This is a genomic window from Echinicola shivajiensis, from assembly GCF_018642165.1.
Classification (GTDB): Bacteria; Bacteroidota; Bacteroidia; order Cytophagales; family Cyclobacteriaceae; genus Echinicola; species Echinicola shivajiensis.
The window spans coordinates 44,982-59,917 of record NZ_JAHHZM010000020.1; the positions used below are offsets into that span (position 1 = coordinate 44,982).

The following is a 14,936-nucleotide window of genomic DNA, read 5'->3' on the forward strand; positions in this document are numbered from 1 at the left end:
ATAAGGAACTTTTCATCTTAATTCAGCTTTAAACAAATTACCATTTCACCTGTTCACTTGGTATCTTTGTAAGCTATGAATGAGACTACTGCTTTGAATAAGACTTCCATAGAAGATCTTAACCCCAAAGAATATATAATTATTAAGAATGCTAAGGTAAACAACCTTAAAAGTTTGAGTGTGGCTATCCCTAGAAATAAACTGGTGGTGGTCACAGGGCTTTCTGGATCTGGTAAATCCTCATTGGCTTTTGATACCTTATTTGCTGAAGGCCAAAGAATGTATGTGGAAAGTCTCAGTTCCTATGCAAGGCAATTTTTGGGCAGAATGGAAAAACCAGATGTGGAATACATCAAAGGAGTCTCTCCTGCCATAGCCATACAGCAAAAGGTTACCACAAAAAACCCACGCTCCACTGTAGGCACTACTACAGAAATCTATGATTACCTCAAATTATTATTTAGCCGAATAGGAAAAACCTTCTCTCCAATCAGTGGCGAAGAAGTAAAACACAATACCGTCACCGATGTCGTGGATTATATCCATAGCTTTGATGAAGGAGAAAAGGTAATGATCAGCTGCCCCTTGCAGATTAGCGAAGGCAGAAGTATTAAAAAAGAATTGGAAGTATTACTACAAAAAGGCTTCACTAGGATATTGATCGATGGTGATGCCCATTTTGTAGAAGACCTTTTGGAAGAAAACAAAATCCCTGATGGACAAATTGAAATCCTCATTGACAGGGCCATGATCCAAAAGGAGGACGAGGACAATCAATTCAGAATTGCCGATAGCGTTCAAACCGCATTTTTTGAAGGACATGGGGAATGCATAGTGGTGGTACCAAGAAAAACCAAGAAAAAATTCAGTGACAAGTTTGAAATGGACGGCATGTCCTTCGAACTACCTACTGTCAACTTCTTTAGCTTTAATAATCCATATGGGGCTTGTAGAAGATGTGAGGGATTTGGATCAGTACTTGGCATAGATCCAGATTTGGTCATTCCCGATAAATCGCTTTCCATATATGAGGGAGCCATTGCCCCCTGGAGAGGGGAAACCACCAAAAAATGGGCTGCCCCTCTTATAAAAAATGGAATCCAATTCGACTTTCCCATCCACAGACCTTATGAGGAGCTAGATAATGCCCATAAAGAGCTTCTTTGGAAAGGCAACAGTTATTTCAAAGGACTTGATGCCTTTTTCGAACACCTTCAAAGCAAAACCCATAAAATACAATACAGGGTAATGTTGTCCAGATTCAGGGGACGCACTACCTGTCCGGACTGTAAAGGAACAAGGCTTAGGAAAGATGCCGCCTATGTGAAAATCAATGATCATTCCATAACGGACATTGTACTGATGCCAATCGAGAGGGCATTGGACTTTTTTCAGAATCTCCAATTAAGTGATGCAGATGCAAAAACTGCCAATAGACTTTTGAAGGAGATTTTAAACCGGCTGGAATATATAGATAAGGTAGGCCTTGGCTATCTTACCCTGAACCGACTCACTTCCACACTATCTGGCGGTGAGTACCAAAGAATCAAATTGGCTACTTCGTTGGGAAGTGCCTTGGTTGGCTCGATGTATATATTAGATGAACCAAGTATTGGCCTACACCCAAGAGATACCGATAGACTAATCTCTGTATTGAAAACCCTAAGGGACCTGGGCAACACTGTTATTGTGGTGGAACATGAAGAAAAAATCATGAAGGCCGCAGATGAGATCATTGATATTGGTCCTGATGCCGGTGTAAACGGTGGTGAATTGGTATTCCAAGGCGGACTGGAAGAGCTGCTAGACCATGGTGAGACATACACGGCTAAATACCTAAAGGGAGAAGAAAAAATCAATATCAAAACCGGCAACCGGAAATGGAAAGATAAAATTATTATCAATGGAGCCAGAGAAAACAATCTAAAGAATATTGATGTACAGATCCCACTAAATACCCTTACCTGCATCACAGGTGTAAGTGGATCTGGAAAATCCACATTGATCAAAAAAGTGCTTTACCCCGCATTGGGCAAAACCTTAGGAACAGTCATTGATGAAACTGGCAAGTTCGACAAACTAAGTGGCGACTATAAATCCATTGGGCAGGTAGAATTTGTAGACCAAAATCCAATTGGTAAATCTTCGCGTTCCAATCCTGTAACCTATGTAAAAGCCTATGATGCCATAAGAAGTCTTTTCTCTGAAATAGGAATCTCCAAACAGCGAGGATACAAACCTGCATTCTTCAGTTTTAATGTCGACGGAGGAAGATGTGAAGCTTGTCAAGGTGAAGGAACCCAAAAGATAGAAATGCAGTTTATGGCTGATATCTTTCTTACCTGTGAATCCTGTAAGGGAAAACGCTTCAAAAATGAAATTCTCGATGTCACTTACAAGGATAAAAACATTGCTGATGTACTGGATATGACGATTGACGAGGCAATGATTTTCTTCGAAGGAAAAAACGCCATCATCAACAGACTTCAGCCTTTGCAAGAAGTTGGACTTGGATATATTGGGCTAGGACAGTCTTCAAATACCCTCAGTGGTGGAGAAGCCCAAAGGGTGAAACTGGCCTCCTTCCTTGGCAAAAGTCATGGCAAAAGCAAAGATCATATACTTTTCATCTTTGATGAACCAACAACAGGCCTACACTTCCATGATATCAAAAAACTCCTTCACTCCATCAATGCATTGATTGAAGAGGGACACTCTGTTATCATCATTGAACATAATACGGAAGTGATAAAATCTGCCGACTGGGTGATCGACCTTGGACCTGAAGGAGGAGAAAGAGGTGGACATATTACTTTTGAAGGAACTCCTGAGGCCCTTAAAGAAGTAAAGGACAACTACACAGCTAAATACCTCAGAGAGTCCTTTATGGATTAACCTCTTCAAACTCCCAAACAAAAAATAATGCCCATAGAAACTTTTCTATGGGCATTTGAGTTTTAAAATCTATCAAACACAATCAAAACTGCATTCTTAAATATTAAAATGAGAAATATTTTCTATCTCCTTTTTTTAACCACTATATCTAGTCTACTAATTAGTGCTTGCCAAGCCCCAAAGGCGCAGGAATTAAAAGTCCCTCTTGGCTGGGAAATAGTAGATACTCCTACCAATAGCTCCATCAGAGGCCTTTGCCCACTTACTGAAGATATTGCTTGGGCCACAGGCTCCAATGGTCTTTGGATGTTGACTGTAGATGGAGGAAAGACTTGGGAACACGGCGTTATTGACGGGTTGGACTCTGTTGATTTCAGGGATATCGAGGCTTTCAATGCCAAAAGCGCAATTGCAGTTTCTGCTGGGCAACCAGCCGTGATCTACAGGACCAATAATGCAGGTAAAACCTGGAAAAAAACCTATGAGGGGCCAAAAGAAGCCTTTTTGGATGGCTTATCCTTTGAAGACAAAAAGAAGGGCTTCGCATATGGTGATCCTGTAAATGGCAAGTTAATGGTATTGCAAACCTTAAATGGCGGAAAATCATGGATAGAGCTAAGCACTACACCAGAATTAGCTGAAGGTGAAGCAGGGTTTGCAGCAAGCGGCTCAGGAATATTAATTGACGGAAATGAAATTTGGATTGCATCTGGGGGAATTCAAAGCCAAGTCTATTACTCTCAAAATGCTGGTGTAAACTGGAAAAGCTTTTCCGTGCCCATTCTTCAGGGGGAATCGTCTCAAGGCATTTTTTCAATGACCTTCATTAAAGAAGAAAATATTATAGCTGTTGGAGGAGATTATAAAAACCCTGATTCCAACAATAAAAATATCGTTATATCCTTAGATGGAGGCAATACATGGACAACACCTTCTGGAAAAGGGCCTTCTGGCTATCGCTCCGGAGTGGCTTACTTTCCTAAAGAAGGTTGGCTTATCGCCGTAGGCACCAATGGAAGCGATTACTCAACCGATGGAGGGAACAATTGGTCAAAATTCTCTGATCAAGGTCCTCACGCAGTCAAGCTTTCAAAAAACGAAGGCACTTTATGGGTTTCAGGGGCTAATGGCATGGTTGGCAAACTCAAGTACTAAAGATTTTCGTCATTCTTTAACATTAAATAGGTACAATTATTATTAATTAAGGCTCCTATTTATTATATTAGGTAGCTTTCGGCATGAAACAGTATCCTATTTCTTTAGGAGTCGATAGCAAACGAAAAGACCTAAATAACCCAAAATGTTCGAGATTATTCCATCCATCTATATTATAAATGGGAAGTGCGTCCGTCTGAAAAGAGGGGACTTCACCACTGAGAAAGTTATATCCAATAACCCGCTTGAGATTGCTCAAAAATTTGAAGATAGTGGGTTCGAAAGGGTGCACTTAGTGGATTTGGACGGCGCCAGAAGAGGTGAGCCCAAAAACTATCACATACTAAATATCATTGCTGGATATACTAGCCTAAAGATAGACTATACTGGAGGTCTTTATACTGATGGAGATGTCATTAAAGTTTTTGAAAACGGAGCTAAAACTATCACTGCCTCTACAGCTGCGGTAATAACTCCGGAAAAATTTTCACAATGGCTCATGTCATATGGAAGGGAAAAAATCAATATGGCAGCTGATACAGACCCCAAAGACTACAAAATCAAAATAGCAGGATGGCAAAAAAACACTGACATCAACCTTTTTGATCAAGTACAATATTTTTATGATCGTGGACTCAAATACCTTAAATGCTCAGACACGACACGTGATGGAATTTTGGAAGGACCAAACTTTAAACTTTATGAGGAAATGGTGAAAAAATTCGCTGACCTTCACGTAGTTGCTAGTGGAGGGGTTAGAGATGTCGAAGATTTAAGAAGATTAAGAGACTTAGGCTTGCGTGGTGCAGTAATCGGATCGGCTTTTTATGAAGGCAAGATCAAACTAGAAGATCTCAAAGAATTTGTGATTACCGTATAAACAAATAATTCTCCCAATAGGTACAAAAAAGAATAAGGAGACAAATTTTGCCTCCTTATCTTGGGTTATTGTTAATTGTAAAACTAATTGGGTTCAAATTTTAATCCTCTTTAAACCTATCCATAATATAAATGAATAAATTAAAAGACAATGTAGACATTTCTTCCTTGTTCACCTCTTTTTCTCCTGAGGCTTTATATATGGGATTTTCTTTCACCTCTTTTACTGAAGACTTGGCCTTATTGGAAATTGACACCTTTTCAGGCTTATATTCTTCAGAAGAAAAACTTTCAACACTTTCAACAGAGTTGAGCATATTGCTTCCAGCCCTATCTGGTCTTTGGTCACAATCCCTAACCTCTTGAGCACCAACCTCCACGTTACAGAAAGCAGCAACAGCAATACCTGCTATTACAGCCTTATATGAATGTGGTAGAATTTGGCTTATGTTAAACATTATAAAATATTATTTTAATAATCTTTATCTTGCCCTTAATTGGTTTAAGGTTTCCAAATATACAAATTATTCAAAAACATGCAAACGATTCAGTTTTCTGATTTCCAAAAGGTTGATATCAGAATTGGTACAATTACAAAAGCCGAAATTTTCAAGGAAGCCAAAAATCCATCCTATAAGCTCTTTGTAGACCTTGGTGAACTTGGCATTAAAAAGTCATCAGCACAAATTACAGAGAATTATAAACCTGAAAATTTAGTTGGAAAGCAGGTGATTTGCATTTGCAATTTCCCCCCAAAGCAAATTGCCAATATAATGTCCGAGGTTCTTGTAACAGGCTTTCATGATGAACAAGGGAATGTAACATTAGCTACTTCCGATTTAAATGTTCCAAATGGAGCTAAACTCTATTAACTTTATACTTTTCTCAATATTAGTGCCTCCAACTATCCACAAAGATGATCAATCCTTTAGCGGCAAACAGACTTCCCTCCATTATTAATGGTCAATTTATCCAGCAAAACAATAACTTAACCATAAAGGAAGTATTAACGGATTCTAGAAAAATCATTAGTGGGAAGGATACTGCGTTTTTAGCCTTAAAAGGTTTTAAGGTGGATGGTCATGACTATCTTGAGGAAGCTTATAATCTTGGGGTGAGAAACTTTATAGTACAGGAAAAATCAAGTTTAAATAAGCTTGAAAATGCCAACATCATCCAAGTATCCAATACTACTGAAGCCCTCCAAGCCTTGGCCGAATATAATCGTTCCCAATTCTCCAAACCAGTAATAGGCATTACGGGTAGCAATGGCAAAACCATTATTAAGGAGTGGCTTGGTCAATTGCTATCTCAAAAATACCACATTGCCAAAAGCCCAAAAAGCTATAATAGTCAAGTCGGAGTACCTTTATCCATTTTCGGGATTAACCAACAACATCAAGCAGCTATTTTGGAGGCGGGCATTTCCAAGACTGGAGAAATGGCCAAATTGGAGAAAATGATCAAACCCAATATTGGCATTTTCAGCAATATTGGAACTGCCCATGCTGAAGGTTTTTCTAGTCAAGAAGAAAAGCTCCATGAAAAGCTATTATTATTTAAGCATGCGCAGTATATCATTTACAGAAAAGATCAGCAAATGGTCCATCAGGCTATGCTAGAGCATTTTAATCATGAAAAACTCATCTCATGGTCTGAAAAACCGGGAGCTGATTTTACACTTTCTACAAAAAGAAATAATTCAACTTGTAAGATCACATTGATCAAACCCGACATGGGCTTATACACATTTGAAACTGGATTTACCGATGAAGCCTCATTAGAGAATCTCAGACATTCTATTGTAGCAGCACTTACTTTGGGAATGTCAGAAAAGGAAATACAAGCTTGTCTACCACAATTGAATACGGTAGAAATGAGACTTACGTTAAAGTCCGGGCTCAATCAATGCCTGTTGATTGATGACACCTATAATAATGATCTTGCGGGACTGGATATTGCACTTGAGTTCTTGCAAAACCAAAGGCCAAAGAACAGAAAGATCTTAATTCTCTCTGATCTCTTGCAGGCAGGAAAATCTGAAATGGTCTACCAAAGAGTAAGGGAATTAATCCAGCATAATCAACTAGACTTACTTATTGGAGTAGGAGAAGAAATAAAAAAATTAGAAAACACCCCTCCTTGCAAAAGCCTCTTTTTTAGAAACACTGAAGACCTACTTTCTTCTCTGCCTGATATTTCATTCCAAAACGACCTTATACTTATCAAAGGTGCCAGGGCTTTCGCCTTTGAGCAGGTGGTAAATGCCCTACAGGCCAAACTCCATGGTACTGTTCTGGAAATCAACCTTAATGCGTTGCGAAGAAATTTCACCTTCTATAAAGAGCAAATTAAACCTTCCACCAAAATAATGGTGATGGTTAAGGCCTTTGCCTATGGAGGGGGAGCTACCGAAATAGCCCATCATTTAGAACAACTTAGGGCAGATTATTTAGCTGTGGCCTATACTGATGAGGGGGTTTCACTTAAAGAGGATAAAATCAAACTGCCCATTATGGTCCTCAACCCTGCCCCAGAATCATTTGGCAATTTGGTTAAATATAATCTAGAGCCAGTGGTTTATAGTCTTTCTTTCTTTGAGCAGCTAGGCAGGTATTGCCGCAGCCAATCATCTAAACTAAATATCCATTTGGATCTGGATACGGGAATGCACCGTCTGGGTTTTGATCAGGAAGATCTTGAAGATCTCAAGAAACTGATCCACTTATATCCGGAACTTAGTATATCAAGCTTTTACACCCATCTCGTTGGTGCAGATGAAAGTATCCATGAAGATTTTTCATTGGAGCAGATTAGGCGTTTCAAATCCATGGGAGAAGAACTAAAAAAAGAGCTGAATTACCGTCCAATCATGCATGCACTCAATTCAGCAGGTATACTTAGATACCCGGAACATCAACTGGATATGGTCAGACTAGGGATTGGACTTTATGGGATAGAGGTCAATGGTCTTCTTGAAGCGGCTTTGCAGCCTGTAAGCATTCTAAAAACCACTATCTCTCAAATCAAAAAACTCAAAAAAGGCCAAACAGTAGGCTATAGCAGAAAAGGTATAATGAATAGAGATGGTAAAATAGCAACCATTGCCATAGGTTATGCCGATGGTTATGACCGCAGGTTCAGCAATGGAGTGGGGAAAGTGCTCATCAATGGTCAAATCGCGCCCATAATAGGTAATGTCTGTATGGACATGTCCATGGTTGATATCACAGATATTAATGCTAAGGAAGGTGATGAAGTCATCATTTATGGAAATGGATTATCTCTAAAAGAGCAGGCCAAATCTATCGGTACCATTCCCTATGAATTGCTAACCAACATAAGTGACAGGGTAAAACGAATCTATTATTTGGACTAACTCCCTATCCATATACTTCCTGAAGTTTTTCCACTATTCTCATGGCTGTCTTTCCATCCCAAAGCGGAATCCCCTGATATTGCTTCCATGTACCAGATAACAATTTTTCTAAATAGGGCTGTAACTTAGCAGGATCTGTTCCTACCAATTCATTTGTTCCCAATTCAATGGTTTCTGGTCTTTCGGTATTGTCCCTTAGAGTAAGGCAAGGAACATTCATTACTGAGGCCTCTTCAGTAATTCCGCCAGAATCAGTGATTACAGCCTTGGCATTTTTGACCAGATAATTAAACTCTAAATAAGAGAGTGGCTCAGCATAATGGAGTCTTTCATGCTTGATTCCTAAGCGCTGCAACACCTTAGCGGTCCTTGGGTGAACTGGGAAAATTATTGGATATTCCCCTGTACCATCAATTATCGCTTCCATCATTGCTTTTAACTTACTTTCCTCATCTACATTGGCAGGCCTGTGCAAGGTCAATACAAAATAGGATTTTGGTTGAAGCTCCTTATAATGTGCATCAGTTGGTTGCTTCAGCTCATCCATTTTGTGTATGAGCGTATCAATCATGGTATTTCCCACAAAGTGGATCCGATCTTTACCTACTCCTGACTTTAGGAGATTATCATTTGCCAAGACTGAAGTGGTGAAAAAATGATCAGTAATGCTATCAGTTACCATTCTGTTGATTTCCTCTGGCATCCTCATGTCACCTGATCTAATCCCTCCTTCCACATGTACCACGGGAATAAGCAGTTTTTTTGAAGTAATGGAGCAGGCCAAAGTAGATGTCACATCCCCTACCACCAAAACCACATCAGGTCGATTAGCTTCCAGTTCCTTTTCAAATCCAATCATTATAGCAGCGGTCTGCTCTGCTTGTGATCCACCGCCAGCTCCCAAATTTGCATGCGGATCTGGAATCTCCAATTGCTCAAAAAAATCTCCAGACATTTTACGGTCATAATGTTGTCCAGTATGCACTAGCCTAAAATCTATAGCATCCCCTGACTCCTTTTTCTTTTGGATAGCACGAATTATAGGAGCAATTTTCATGAAATTTGGCCTTGCCCCAGCCACTAAAGTTATATTCAGCATGATATTATTTCCAATTTAATTACTTCCAAGGCAAAGCTTGATTTGGAAAGCGAATATACACATTCTTAGACTTCACAAAAAACTAGCTTTCTACTCTTCCTCCACTACCTTAAAATAAGCAAAACCCTAATTTCCTTTATTTTATCTTATATTTGTGCCATTGTTAAAACCCTGATAATAATATCATTCATATCAGGTGATTAATAAGTATATTATTAAAAAACCATCTAAATTACCACATGCAGCAAGCTTGTTTCAGGCCCAACTATTTACTTTTTGGGCTATTGATTTCATCCTTCTTTTTCAGTTCCTGTCAAGAGGATCAGCTACTAGACGAGGTCTTAGTCTATGATAATGATTTCTCGCAAGTAGGAAGCCTTACCAATATTGAGAATGGAAAACTACATATCTATCAAAATGACACCATATTGGGAAACTTCACCAATGAATCATTTACCGTCAGACTTAATGAGCTTCCTGGCCATAACACAGTAAGGATCGTGATTGATCTCCTTCTGCATGATAGTTGGGATGGTAACGCCACAGGCTTAAGTGGTCCAGATTACTGGTATCTTAGTGTGGATTATCAGGAGATATTTAAAACCACCTTTTCAAACTCCCCTTGTGAATGGAATTATTGTCTTTTCCAGTCTTACCCAGACCAGTATGGAAGGCATAATGACCCTAAAACTGGCGCTATAGAAAAAGAGTTACCTGGTCTCTGCCAATATAAGGATACTCCTGGTTGGACTACAAAATACAGAATCAGCAAATTGATCAGGCATACTGGTCCAAAAATTGAATTCACCTGTGGGGATCTATTAAAACAGGACAATGCACCTTCCTTGATTTGCGACGAAAGTTGGTCTGTATCAAAAATCGAAGTCAGTACTCTCTCTGTTAAATAAATGATGATTTTGACAACTCCTAAAAGCTTCCAAAATATAAAAGCAATATTTTTTTGCTTATTGTTTGTTATTCCCATTTACTCCAAATCTCAAACTGCCAACCTAAACACCCCTTACTTAGAGGATTATCTAAGAAGGCAGCAGCTCATGGGAAATTTTGACAAAAATTTCTCTTTCAATATTCGACCGATCACTCCCGAAATGGGTGATTTGGAATTAGCCGGTGAAAAATCAGATTTCTTTGAACGCTTGTATGGGTTTAAAGAACATCAATTATTTGCCAATGGAGAGGGTAAAATCAAAGTCTTGCCTCTACTTTTTAAAAACCAGTATAATTCCAACTATTCATTTGGTACCAATGATGGTTCCATGATTCCGAATAAAGGGATTCAATCACTCATAAGTGGTGGACTATATGCTTCCTATAAAGGTTTCAGCATCCAGTTTCAACCAGAATTTTTGACTGCTCAAAATCTAGATTTTGAAGGATTCCAATTGAGTACCGATGGATACCATTGGCTGGACTATTTCGAATGGCTAAACACCAGTGATATTCCTGAACGATTTGGGACTGGATCTTACACAAAATTCTTCTTGGGCCAATCAAATATTAAATACACCTATAAAGATTTTTCAATTGGGGTCTCCAATGAAAATATTTGGTGGGGACCAGGCAAAAGGAACTCATTATTGATGAGCAATAATGCACCTGGATTTCTTCATGCCACCATCCACACAAATAGACCAATAGCAACACAAATCGGATACTTTGAAGGGCAACTTTTCTCAGGAAAGTTAAAAAACTCAGGTTACTTACCCCCAAACCATGGGTTTGTTTATAAACAAACTGAAGCCTATATCCCCAAAAGGGATGAGGATTGGAGATATCTCTCTGGCATAACTATCAGCTACCAGCCTAAATGGGTACCTGGACTTTCTGTAGGCTATAGCAGTGTATCACAAATGTATTACAATGATATGGACAAGCTGGCAGATTATCTCCCTATATTTAATGGAGAAAAAGGCCCCTCAAATATTGTCAATACAGACCGTGATCAAAGAAACCAATTGAGCTCTGGTTATTTTAGATGGATGAGCCATGGTGGTCTGTTTGAATTTTATGGAGAATACGGCTCCAATGGAAACAGTAGACAGTTGAGAAATTTCTTGGTCAACCCAGACCTAAACCGAGCATTTACCTTTGGATTTAGTAATCTGATTCCACTGAAAAAAGAAGATGCTTATATTCAGATAAGTTCTGAAATGACACAAACAGGCCAGACAGTTAGAGAGGCGATTATTGCTGAAAATAGTTGGTATACGCACCCTCATGTGCGCCATGGTTACACTCACTTAGGGCAGGTTCTGGGAGCAGGTAATGGCCCTGGAAGCAATGTAATCTTCCTAGAGGCCAGTTGGGTGAAAAACTATAACAAAATTGGATTCCAAATGGAGCGAATCGTTTACAATAATGATTACTATTATAATACATTTGAGATAATAAAAGACTATAGAAGAAAATACATAGACCTAGTACCATCACTATTAGCTGACTGGAAAATCGACAATTTTATTCTTTCCAGCAAATTCCAATATGTCAACACCCTAAATTATAAATGGTACTTAGAAAACAATCCTAATCAATATTTCATCGCAGGACTGGACAAAACAAATTTTGTGGCTCACATTAGCTTAAGTTACGTTTTTGACTAATCACTAAGTAAAAAATTAAGCAAAAAAAGATAGGTCAAACTAGTAGCCTATCTTTTTTTGTTTCTATGGAAAAACAAAGTCCATCAAATAACCTCATTTAGCCCAAAGTAAAAAGCTGTCTGGTCACCAAATGCAAAATCAATTCTAATATTTATTCCCTCATCGTTCATCCTATACCGAATCCCGAAGCCAGCCCCATAATGGAAACGGTCAAAGGCATATTGGGAAACCTTATTGGCAACCTGCCCGGTATTGCCAAAAAAAACCATTCCTAGGTTTCCATATACCGGCAATCTCAGCTCAGCCTGGTAAACCATGGCCATTTTTTCTCTGTATCTGCCCTCAAAATAACCTCTCATCCGTTTGCTTCCCCCAATCAGTGACATTTGTTGAAAAGGGGCTTCACCATTAATAAAACTCCACCACGCTTGCATTGCCAATATCTTATTCCTCCAAATAGGCACGTATTTCCTAAGGTCTAACTCATAACGATTATAGGTAAATTTACTTCCCAAAAAGGGCTGAAATGTCATCCAGGAAAACTGATGATAAGAGCCTGAATTGGGTTGGAAAATATCGTCCCTGGAGTCATAATTCGTTTTAAGCCCAAGACCTGCAACCCTAGGATCATTGGAACCAGGAACCTCACCACTTTCCAAGGTACCATTGAGCTGGGTCTCATAAATATTATCTGTTCGGAATTCCAACCTTGGCCCCAAATAAACATTTGGAATAATCCTGCGCATATAATTTAAGTGAAGATAGGCATACCTCGTAGCATAATCTTCCTGATTATCTATGGGCGTATTATTCCCTATTCCATAAAATTTAAAAGGATAATCCGTCAGCTCCAACCTTGCATTGATATAATCCTTATTGTAGTTTTTCCATAAATCTAAATCAAGCTCTAAAATGGCCTGCTTCTTTAAAGTATAAATAAAAGTAATTGGCATGGAGGATGGCCGCAGTTGTTGCTCTTCCATTTTTTTGGACTTAAAAACCTTGATAGCCCCGGCCCCAATTCCCAGACTAGTTTCAGGAGAATAAGTCACTGCAGGGATAAATGACCAAGTATCTGTACTCAACTTATTCAATACATGATCTACCGTATTAAAAAACTTACTTTCTCCCTGCTCATTTTCTACTGAACTTGAATCAGTTTGCGCATGAGCGAATCCCCCCCCTATAAAAACCTTAACAAATAATAGACATTTAATTGACCTATGAAGAAATTGGTACATATGGAGAAAAACTATTATATATAAAATCCCACAAAAATAGCTGAAATTAAGGGGAATATTGGTTCGGAAAGCTTAATAATATTCTTCTGATCACTTCATTTTCCACAGTCTCCACCACGGGGTTCCGGGAGAATCATGATGCTCATAATGGTATCCAAAAAAATAACAGGACAAAAAAGCCCATAAATGGTTCTTCGGCAAGGTTCCAGACTTATGTTTGTTATGGTGTTCTCCCCTATGTGGCAAAAAAGTACCAAAGTAAAACAATTGAAAGGTTGATAAGATCGCTGGCAACATCCAGTAGAGAATCAGATTTTCAACAGGAAAATATATTCTCAAAATTTGAAAAGAAACCCCCATCAAAATCAATTGACCTATGGTAATGTAGGCCTTTATAAAACTCCAGTACCATTTCCAAAATTGATGAGATTCATGATAATCGGGATCCTTTCCTGTAGCTACAAAACGGTGATGCTCATGGTGCTTGGGAAATAGCCGAAAATAAAAATTGAATGAAAACAGGATAGCAGAAAACCAGCCTATCGCATCATTGATTTTTTTATTTTTGGCAACCGTCCCATGCATTGCATCATGAGCCGTGATAAAAAGCCCTGTATACAAATGCATTTGCAATAAAATGGCCAGATAGGTCAATGGATTATAATAATCTAATTTCCAATTCAATAAAAAACAAAGGACCAAAGCCCAACAAGTAATGATCACCAAAGCGATGATAACACCGAAAGGACCCACTGATTGATTTATAGATGTTGATTTGGTCATATTACTAAGGTACTCTACTGAAGCTATAAAAGGAAGATTAATAGCTAAGTAGTGACTTTCTTACGTCCTCCATCAGCCACATTGGAGTAGAAGTTGCTCCACATACCCCCACAGAATCACCCGAAGAAAACCAACTTTTTTCAAGCTGATCAGGATGGGAAACAAAAAATGTATTTGGATTATTCTGTCTGCACACCTCATACAAAGCTTTACCATTGCTGGATTTTCTTCCACTTACAAACACAATTTTATCATATGACTCAACAAACTTCCTCAATTCTTTATCCCTATTGGAAACCTGTCTGCAAATAGTATCATTGGTTTGAACAGTAACTCCTTGCTCTATTAATATCCTGTTAATCTCATAAAACTTATCGGTACTTTTGGTAGTCTGACTGAATAGTGTAATGTTTTCAGGCATATTATCTAAATCCAGTTCCCCAATATCCTGAAACACTATCGCCTTGTTAGCGGTTTGTCCAAGCAGTCCTTCTACCTCCGCATGCCCATGTTTTCCGTAAATATATATCTTCTCTTTTTTATCAAAGGAATTCTTTATTCTGTTTTGAAGCTTCAACACAACCGGGCAACTTGCATCCACCAAAGTCAATTCGTTTTTTATGGCCAGTTCATAGGTTGAAGGGGGTTCTCCATGTGCCCTAATTAGCACTTTCTCACCTGTCAACTCTTTGAGTCTTTCATGGTCGATGATCTTAAGGCCCTTTTCTACCAACCTTTTTACCTCCTCATCATTATGCACTATATCCCCAAGACAATACAAATGACCTTCCTCATTAAGAATATCTTCGGCCAACTCAATCGCATACACCACACCAAAGCAAAAGCCTGAATTAGTATCAATATGAACATTAAGATCCAACATA

General features: G+C 38.7%; 12 protein-coding genes. 7 read left to right on the forward strand and 5 right to left on the reverse strand.

The genetic code is table 11. From position 1 onward, the window contains the following. Positions 1–75: 75 nt before the first annotated feature. The 3 genes from uvrA (at position 76) to KMW37_RS20860 (ending at position 4,930) form a co-directional block, all read left to right on the forward strand. The gene (gene uvrA / locus KMW37_RS20850; protein ID WP_215226580.1) at positions 76–2,895 is read left to right on the forward strand and encodes an excinuclease ABC subunit UvrA; all 2,820 of its coding nucleotides are present in this window, start codon (positions 76–78) and stop codon (positions 2,893–2,895) included. Between the two features lie 108 nt (positions 2,896–3,003). Then, a complete protein-coding gene (locus KMW37_RS20855; protein ID WP_215226581.1) occupies positions 3,004–4,050 on the forward strand; it encodes a WD40/YVTN/BNR-like repeat-containing protein in 1,047 nt (348 codons plus the stop codon). Between the two features lie 145 nt (positions 4,051–4,195). Continuing rightward, complete coding sequence (locus KMW37_RS20860) at positions 4,196–4,930, forward strand: 1-(5-phosphoribosyl)-5-[(5-phosphoribosylamino)methylideneamino]imidazole-4-carboxamide isomerase (RefSeq protein ID WP_215226582.1); 735 nt, start codon at positions 4,196–4,198, stop codon at positions 4,928–4,930. Positions 4,931–5,030: 100 nt separating this feature from the next. Here the strand turns inward: KMW37_RS20860 and KMW37_RS20865 are convergent, their stop codons facing one another. Next, on the reverse strand, positions 5,031–5,387 hold the full coding sequence (locus tag KMW37_RS20865) for a hypothetical protein (RefSeq protein ID WP_215226583.1): 357 nt from the start codon (positions 5,385–5,387) through the stop codon (positions 5,031–5,033). A 78-nt stretch (positions 5,388–5,465) separates the two neighbouring features. Between KMW37_RS20865 and KMW37_RS20870 the strand changes: the two genes are divergently transcribed. Then, positions 5,466–5,801 carry a tRNA-binding protein gene (locus tag KMW37_RS20870; protein ID WP_215226584.1) on the forward strand — a complete coding sequence of 112 codons (336 nt, stop codon included), beginning with the start codon at positions 5,466–5,468 and terminating at the stop codon, positions 5,799–5,801. A gap of 44 nt (positions 5,802–5,845) precedes the next feature. Next, entirely contained in the window at positions 5,846–8,308 is a 2,463-nt protein-coding gene (locus tag KMW37_RS20875) for a bifunctional UDP-N-acetylmuramoyl-tripeptide:D-alanyl-D-alanine ligase/alanine racemase (RefSeq protein WP_215226585.1), read from the forward strand. Between the two features lie 4 nt (positions 8,309–8,312). Here KMW37_RS20875 and wecB read toward each other — a convergent pair whose 3' ends face one another. Then, positions 8,313–9,407, reverse strand: coding sequence for a non-hydrolyzing UDP-N-acetylglucosamine 2-epimerase (wecB, locus tag KMW37_RS20880; protein ID WP_215226586.1), 1,095 nt, complete (start codon positions 9,405–9,407; stop codon positions 8,313–8,315). Positions 9,408–9,646: 239 nt separating this feature from the next. Here wecB and KMW37_RS20885 point away from each other — a divergent pair, with 239 nt between their 5' ends. Together KMW37_RS20885 and KMW37_RS20890 are read left to right on the forward strand one after the other, a co-directional pair. After that, positions 9,647–10,315 (forward strand): hypothetical protein, encoded by a 669-nt coding sequence (locus tag KMW37_RS20885; protein WP_215226587.1) that lies wholly within the window; start codon positions 9,647–9,649, stop codon positions 10,313–10,315. A gap of 147 nt (positions 10,316–10,462) precedes the next feature. Beyond that, positions 10,463–12,028: a capsule assembly Wzi family protein gene (locus KMW37_RS20890; RefSeq protein WP_246581591.1), complete on the forward strand. Its 1,566-nt coding sequence runs from the start codon at positions 10,463–10,465 to the stop codon at positions 12,026–12,028. A gap of 83 nt (positions 12,029–12,111) precedes the next feature. Here the strand turns inward: KMW37_RS20890 and KMW37_RS20895 are convergent, their stop codons facing one another. From KMW37_RS20895 to KMW37_RS20905, 3 genes are all read right to left on the reverse strand, one after another. Further along, positions 12,112–13,269, reverse strand: a complete 1,158-nt coding sequence (locus KMW37_RS20895; RefSeq protein WP_215226588.1) for a BamA/TamA family outer membrane protein — start codon at positions 13,267–13,269, stop codon at positions 12,112–12,114. Between the two features lie 90 nt (positions 13,270–13,359). Then, positions 13,360–14,052, reverse strand: a complete 693-nt coding sequence (locus tag KMW37_RS20900; protein ID WP_215226589.1) for a fatty acid desaturase — start codon at positions 14,050–14,052, stop codon at positions 13,360–13,362. A 37-nt stretch (positions 14,053–14,089) separates the two neighbouring features. Then, on the reverse strand, positions 14,090–14,935 hold the full coding sequence (locus KMW37_RS20905) for a 4-hydroxy-3-methylbut-2-enyl diphosphate reductase (RefSeq protein WP_215226590.1): 846 nt from the start codon (positions 14,933–14,935) through the stop codon (positions 14,090–14,092). Position 14,936: the final 1 nt, after the last annotated feature.

Excerpts from the sequence above, each read along its gene's own strand:
- KMW37_RS20860 (WP_215226582.1), top strand. The coding sequence starts at position 4,196 with ATGTTCGAGATTATTCCATCCATCTATATTATAAATGGGAAGTGCGTC.
- KMW37_RS20865 (WP_215226583.1), bottom strand. The coding sequence starts at position 5,387 with ATGTTTAACATAAGCCAAATTCTACCACATTCATATAAGGCTGTAATA.
- KMW37_RS20895 (WP_215226588.1), bottom strand. The coding sequence starts at position 13,269 with ATGTACCAATTTCTTCATAGGTCAATTAAATGTCTATTATTTGTTAAG.
- KMW37_RS20855 (WP_215226581.1), top strand. The coding sequence starts at position 3,004 with ATGAGAAATATTTTCTATCTCCTTTTTTTAACCACTATATCTAGTCTA.
- KMW37_RS20885 (WP_215226587.1), top strand. The coding sequence starts at position 9,647 with ATGCAGCAAGCTTGTTTCAGGCCCAACTATTTACTTTTTGGGCTATTG.
- wecB (WP_215226586.1), bottom strand. The coding sequence starts at position 9,407 with ATGCTGAATATAACTTTAGTGGCTGGGGCAAGGCCAAATTTCATGAAA.
- KMW37_RS20900 (WP_215226589.1), bottom strand. The coding sequence starts at position 14,052 with ATGACCAAATCAACATCTATAAATCAATCAGTGGGTCCTTTCGGTGTT.
- KMW37_RS20875 (WP_215226585.1), top strand. The coding sequence starts at position 5,846 with ATGATCAATCCTTTAGCGGCAAACAGACTTCCCTCCATTATTAATGGT.
- KMW37_RS20890 (WP_246581591.1), top strand. The coding sequence starts at position 10,463 with ATGGGAAATTTTGACAAAAATTTCTCTTTCAATATTCGACCGATCACT.
- uvrA (WP_215226580.1), top strand. The coding sequence starts at position 76 with ATGAATGAGACTACTGCTTTGAATAAGACTTCCATAGAAGATCTTAAC.
- KMW37_RS20870 (WP_215226584.1), top strand. The coding sequence starts at position 5,466 with ATGCAAACGATTCAGTTTTCTGATTTCCAAAAGGTTGATATCAGAATT.
- KMW37_RS20905 (WP_215226590.1), bottom strand. The coding sequence starts at position 14,935 with ATGTTGGATCTTAATGTTCATATTGATACTAATTCAGGCTTTTGCTTT.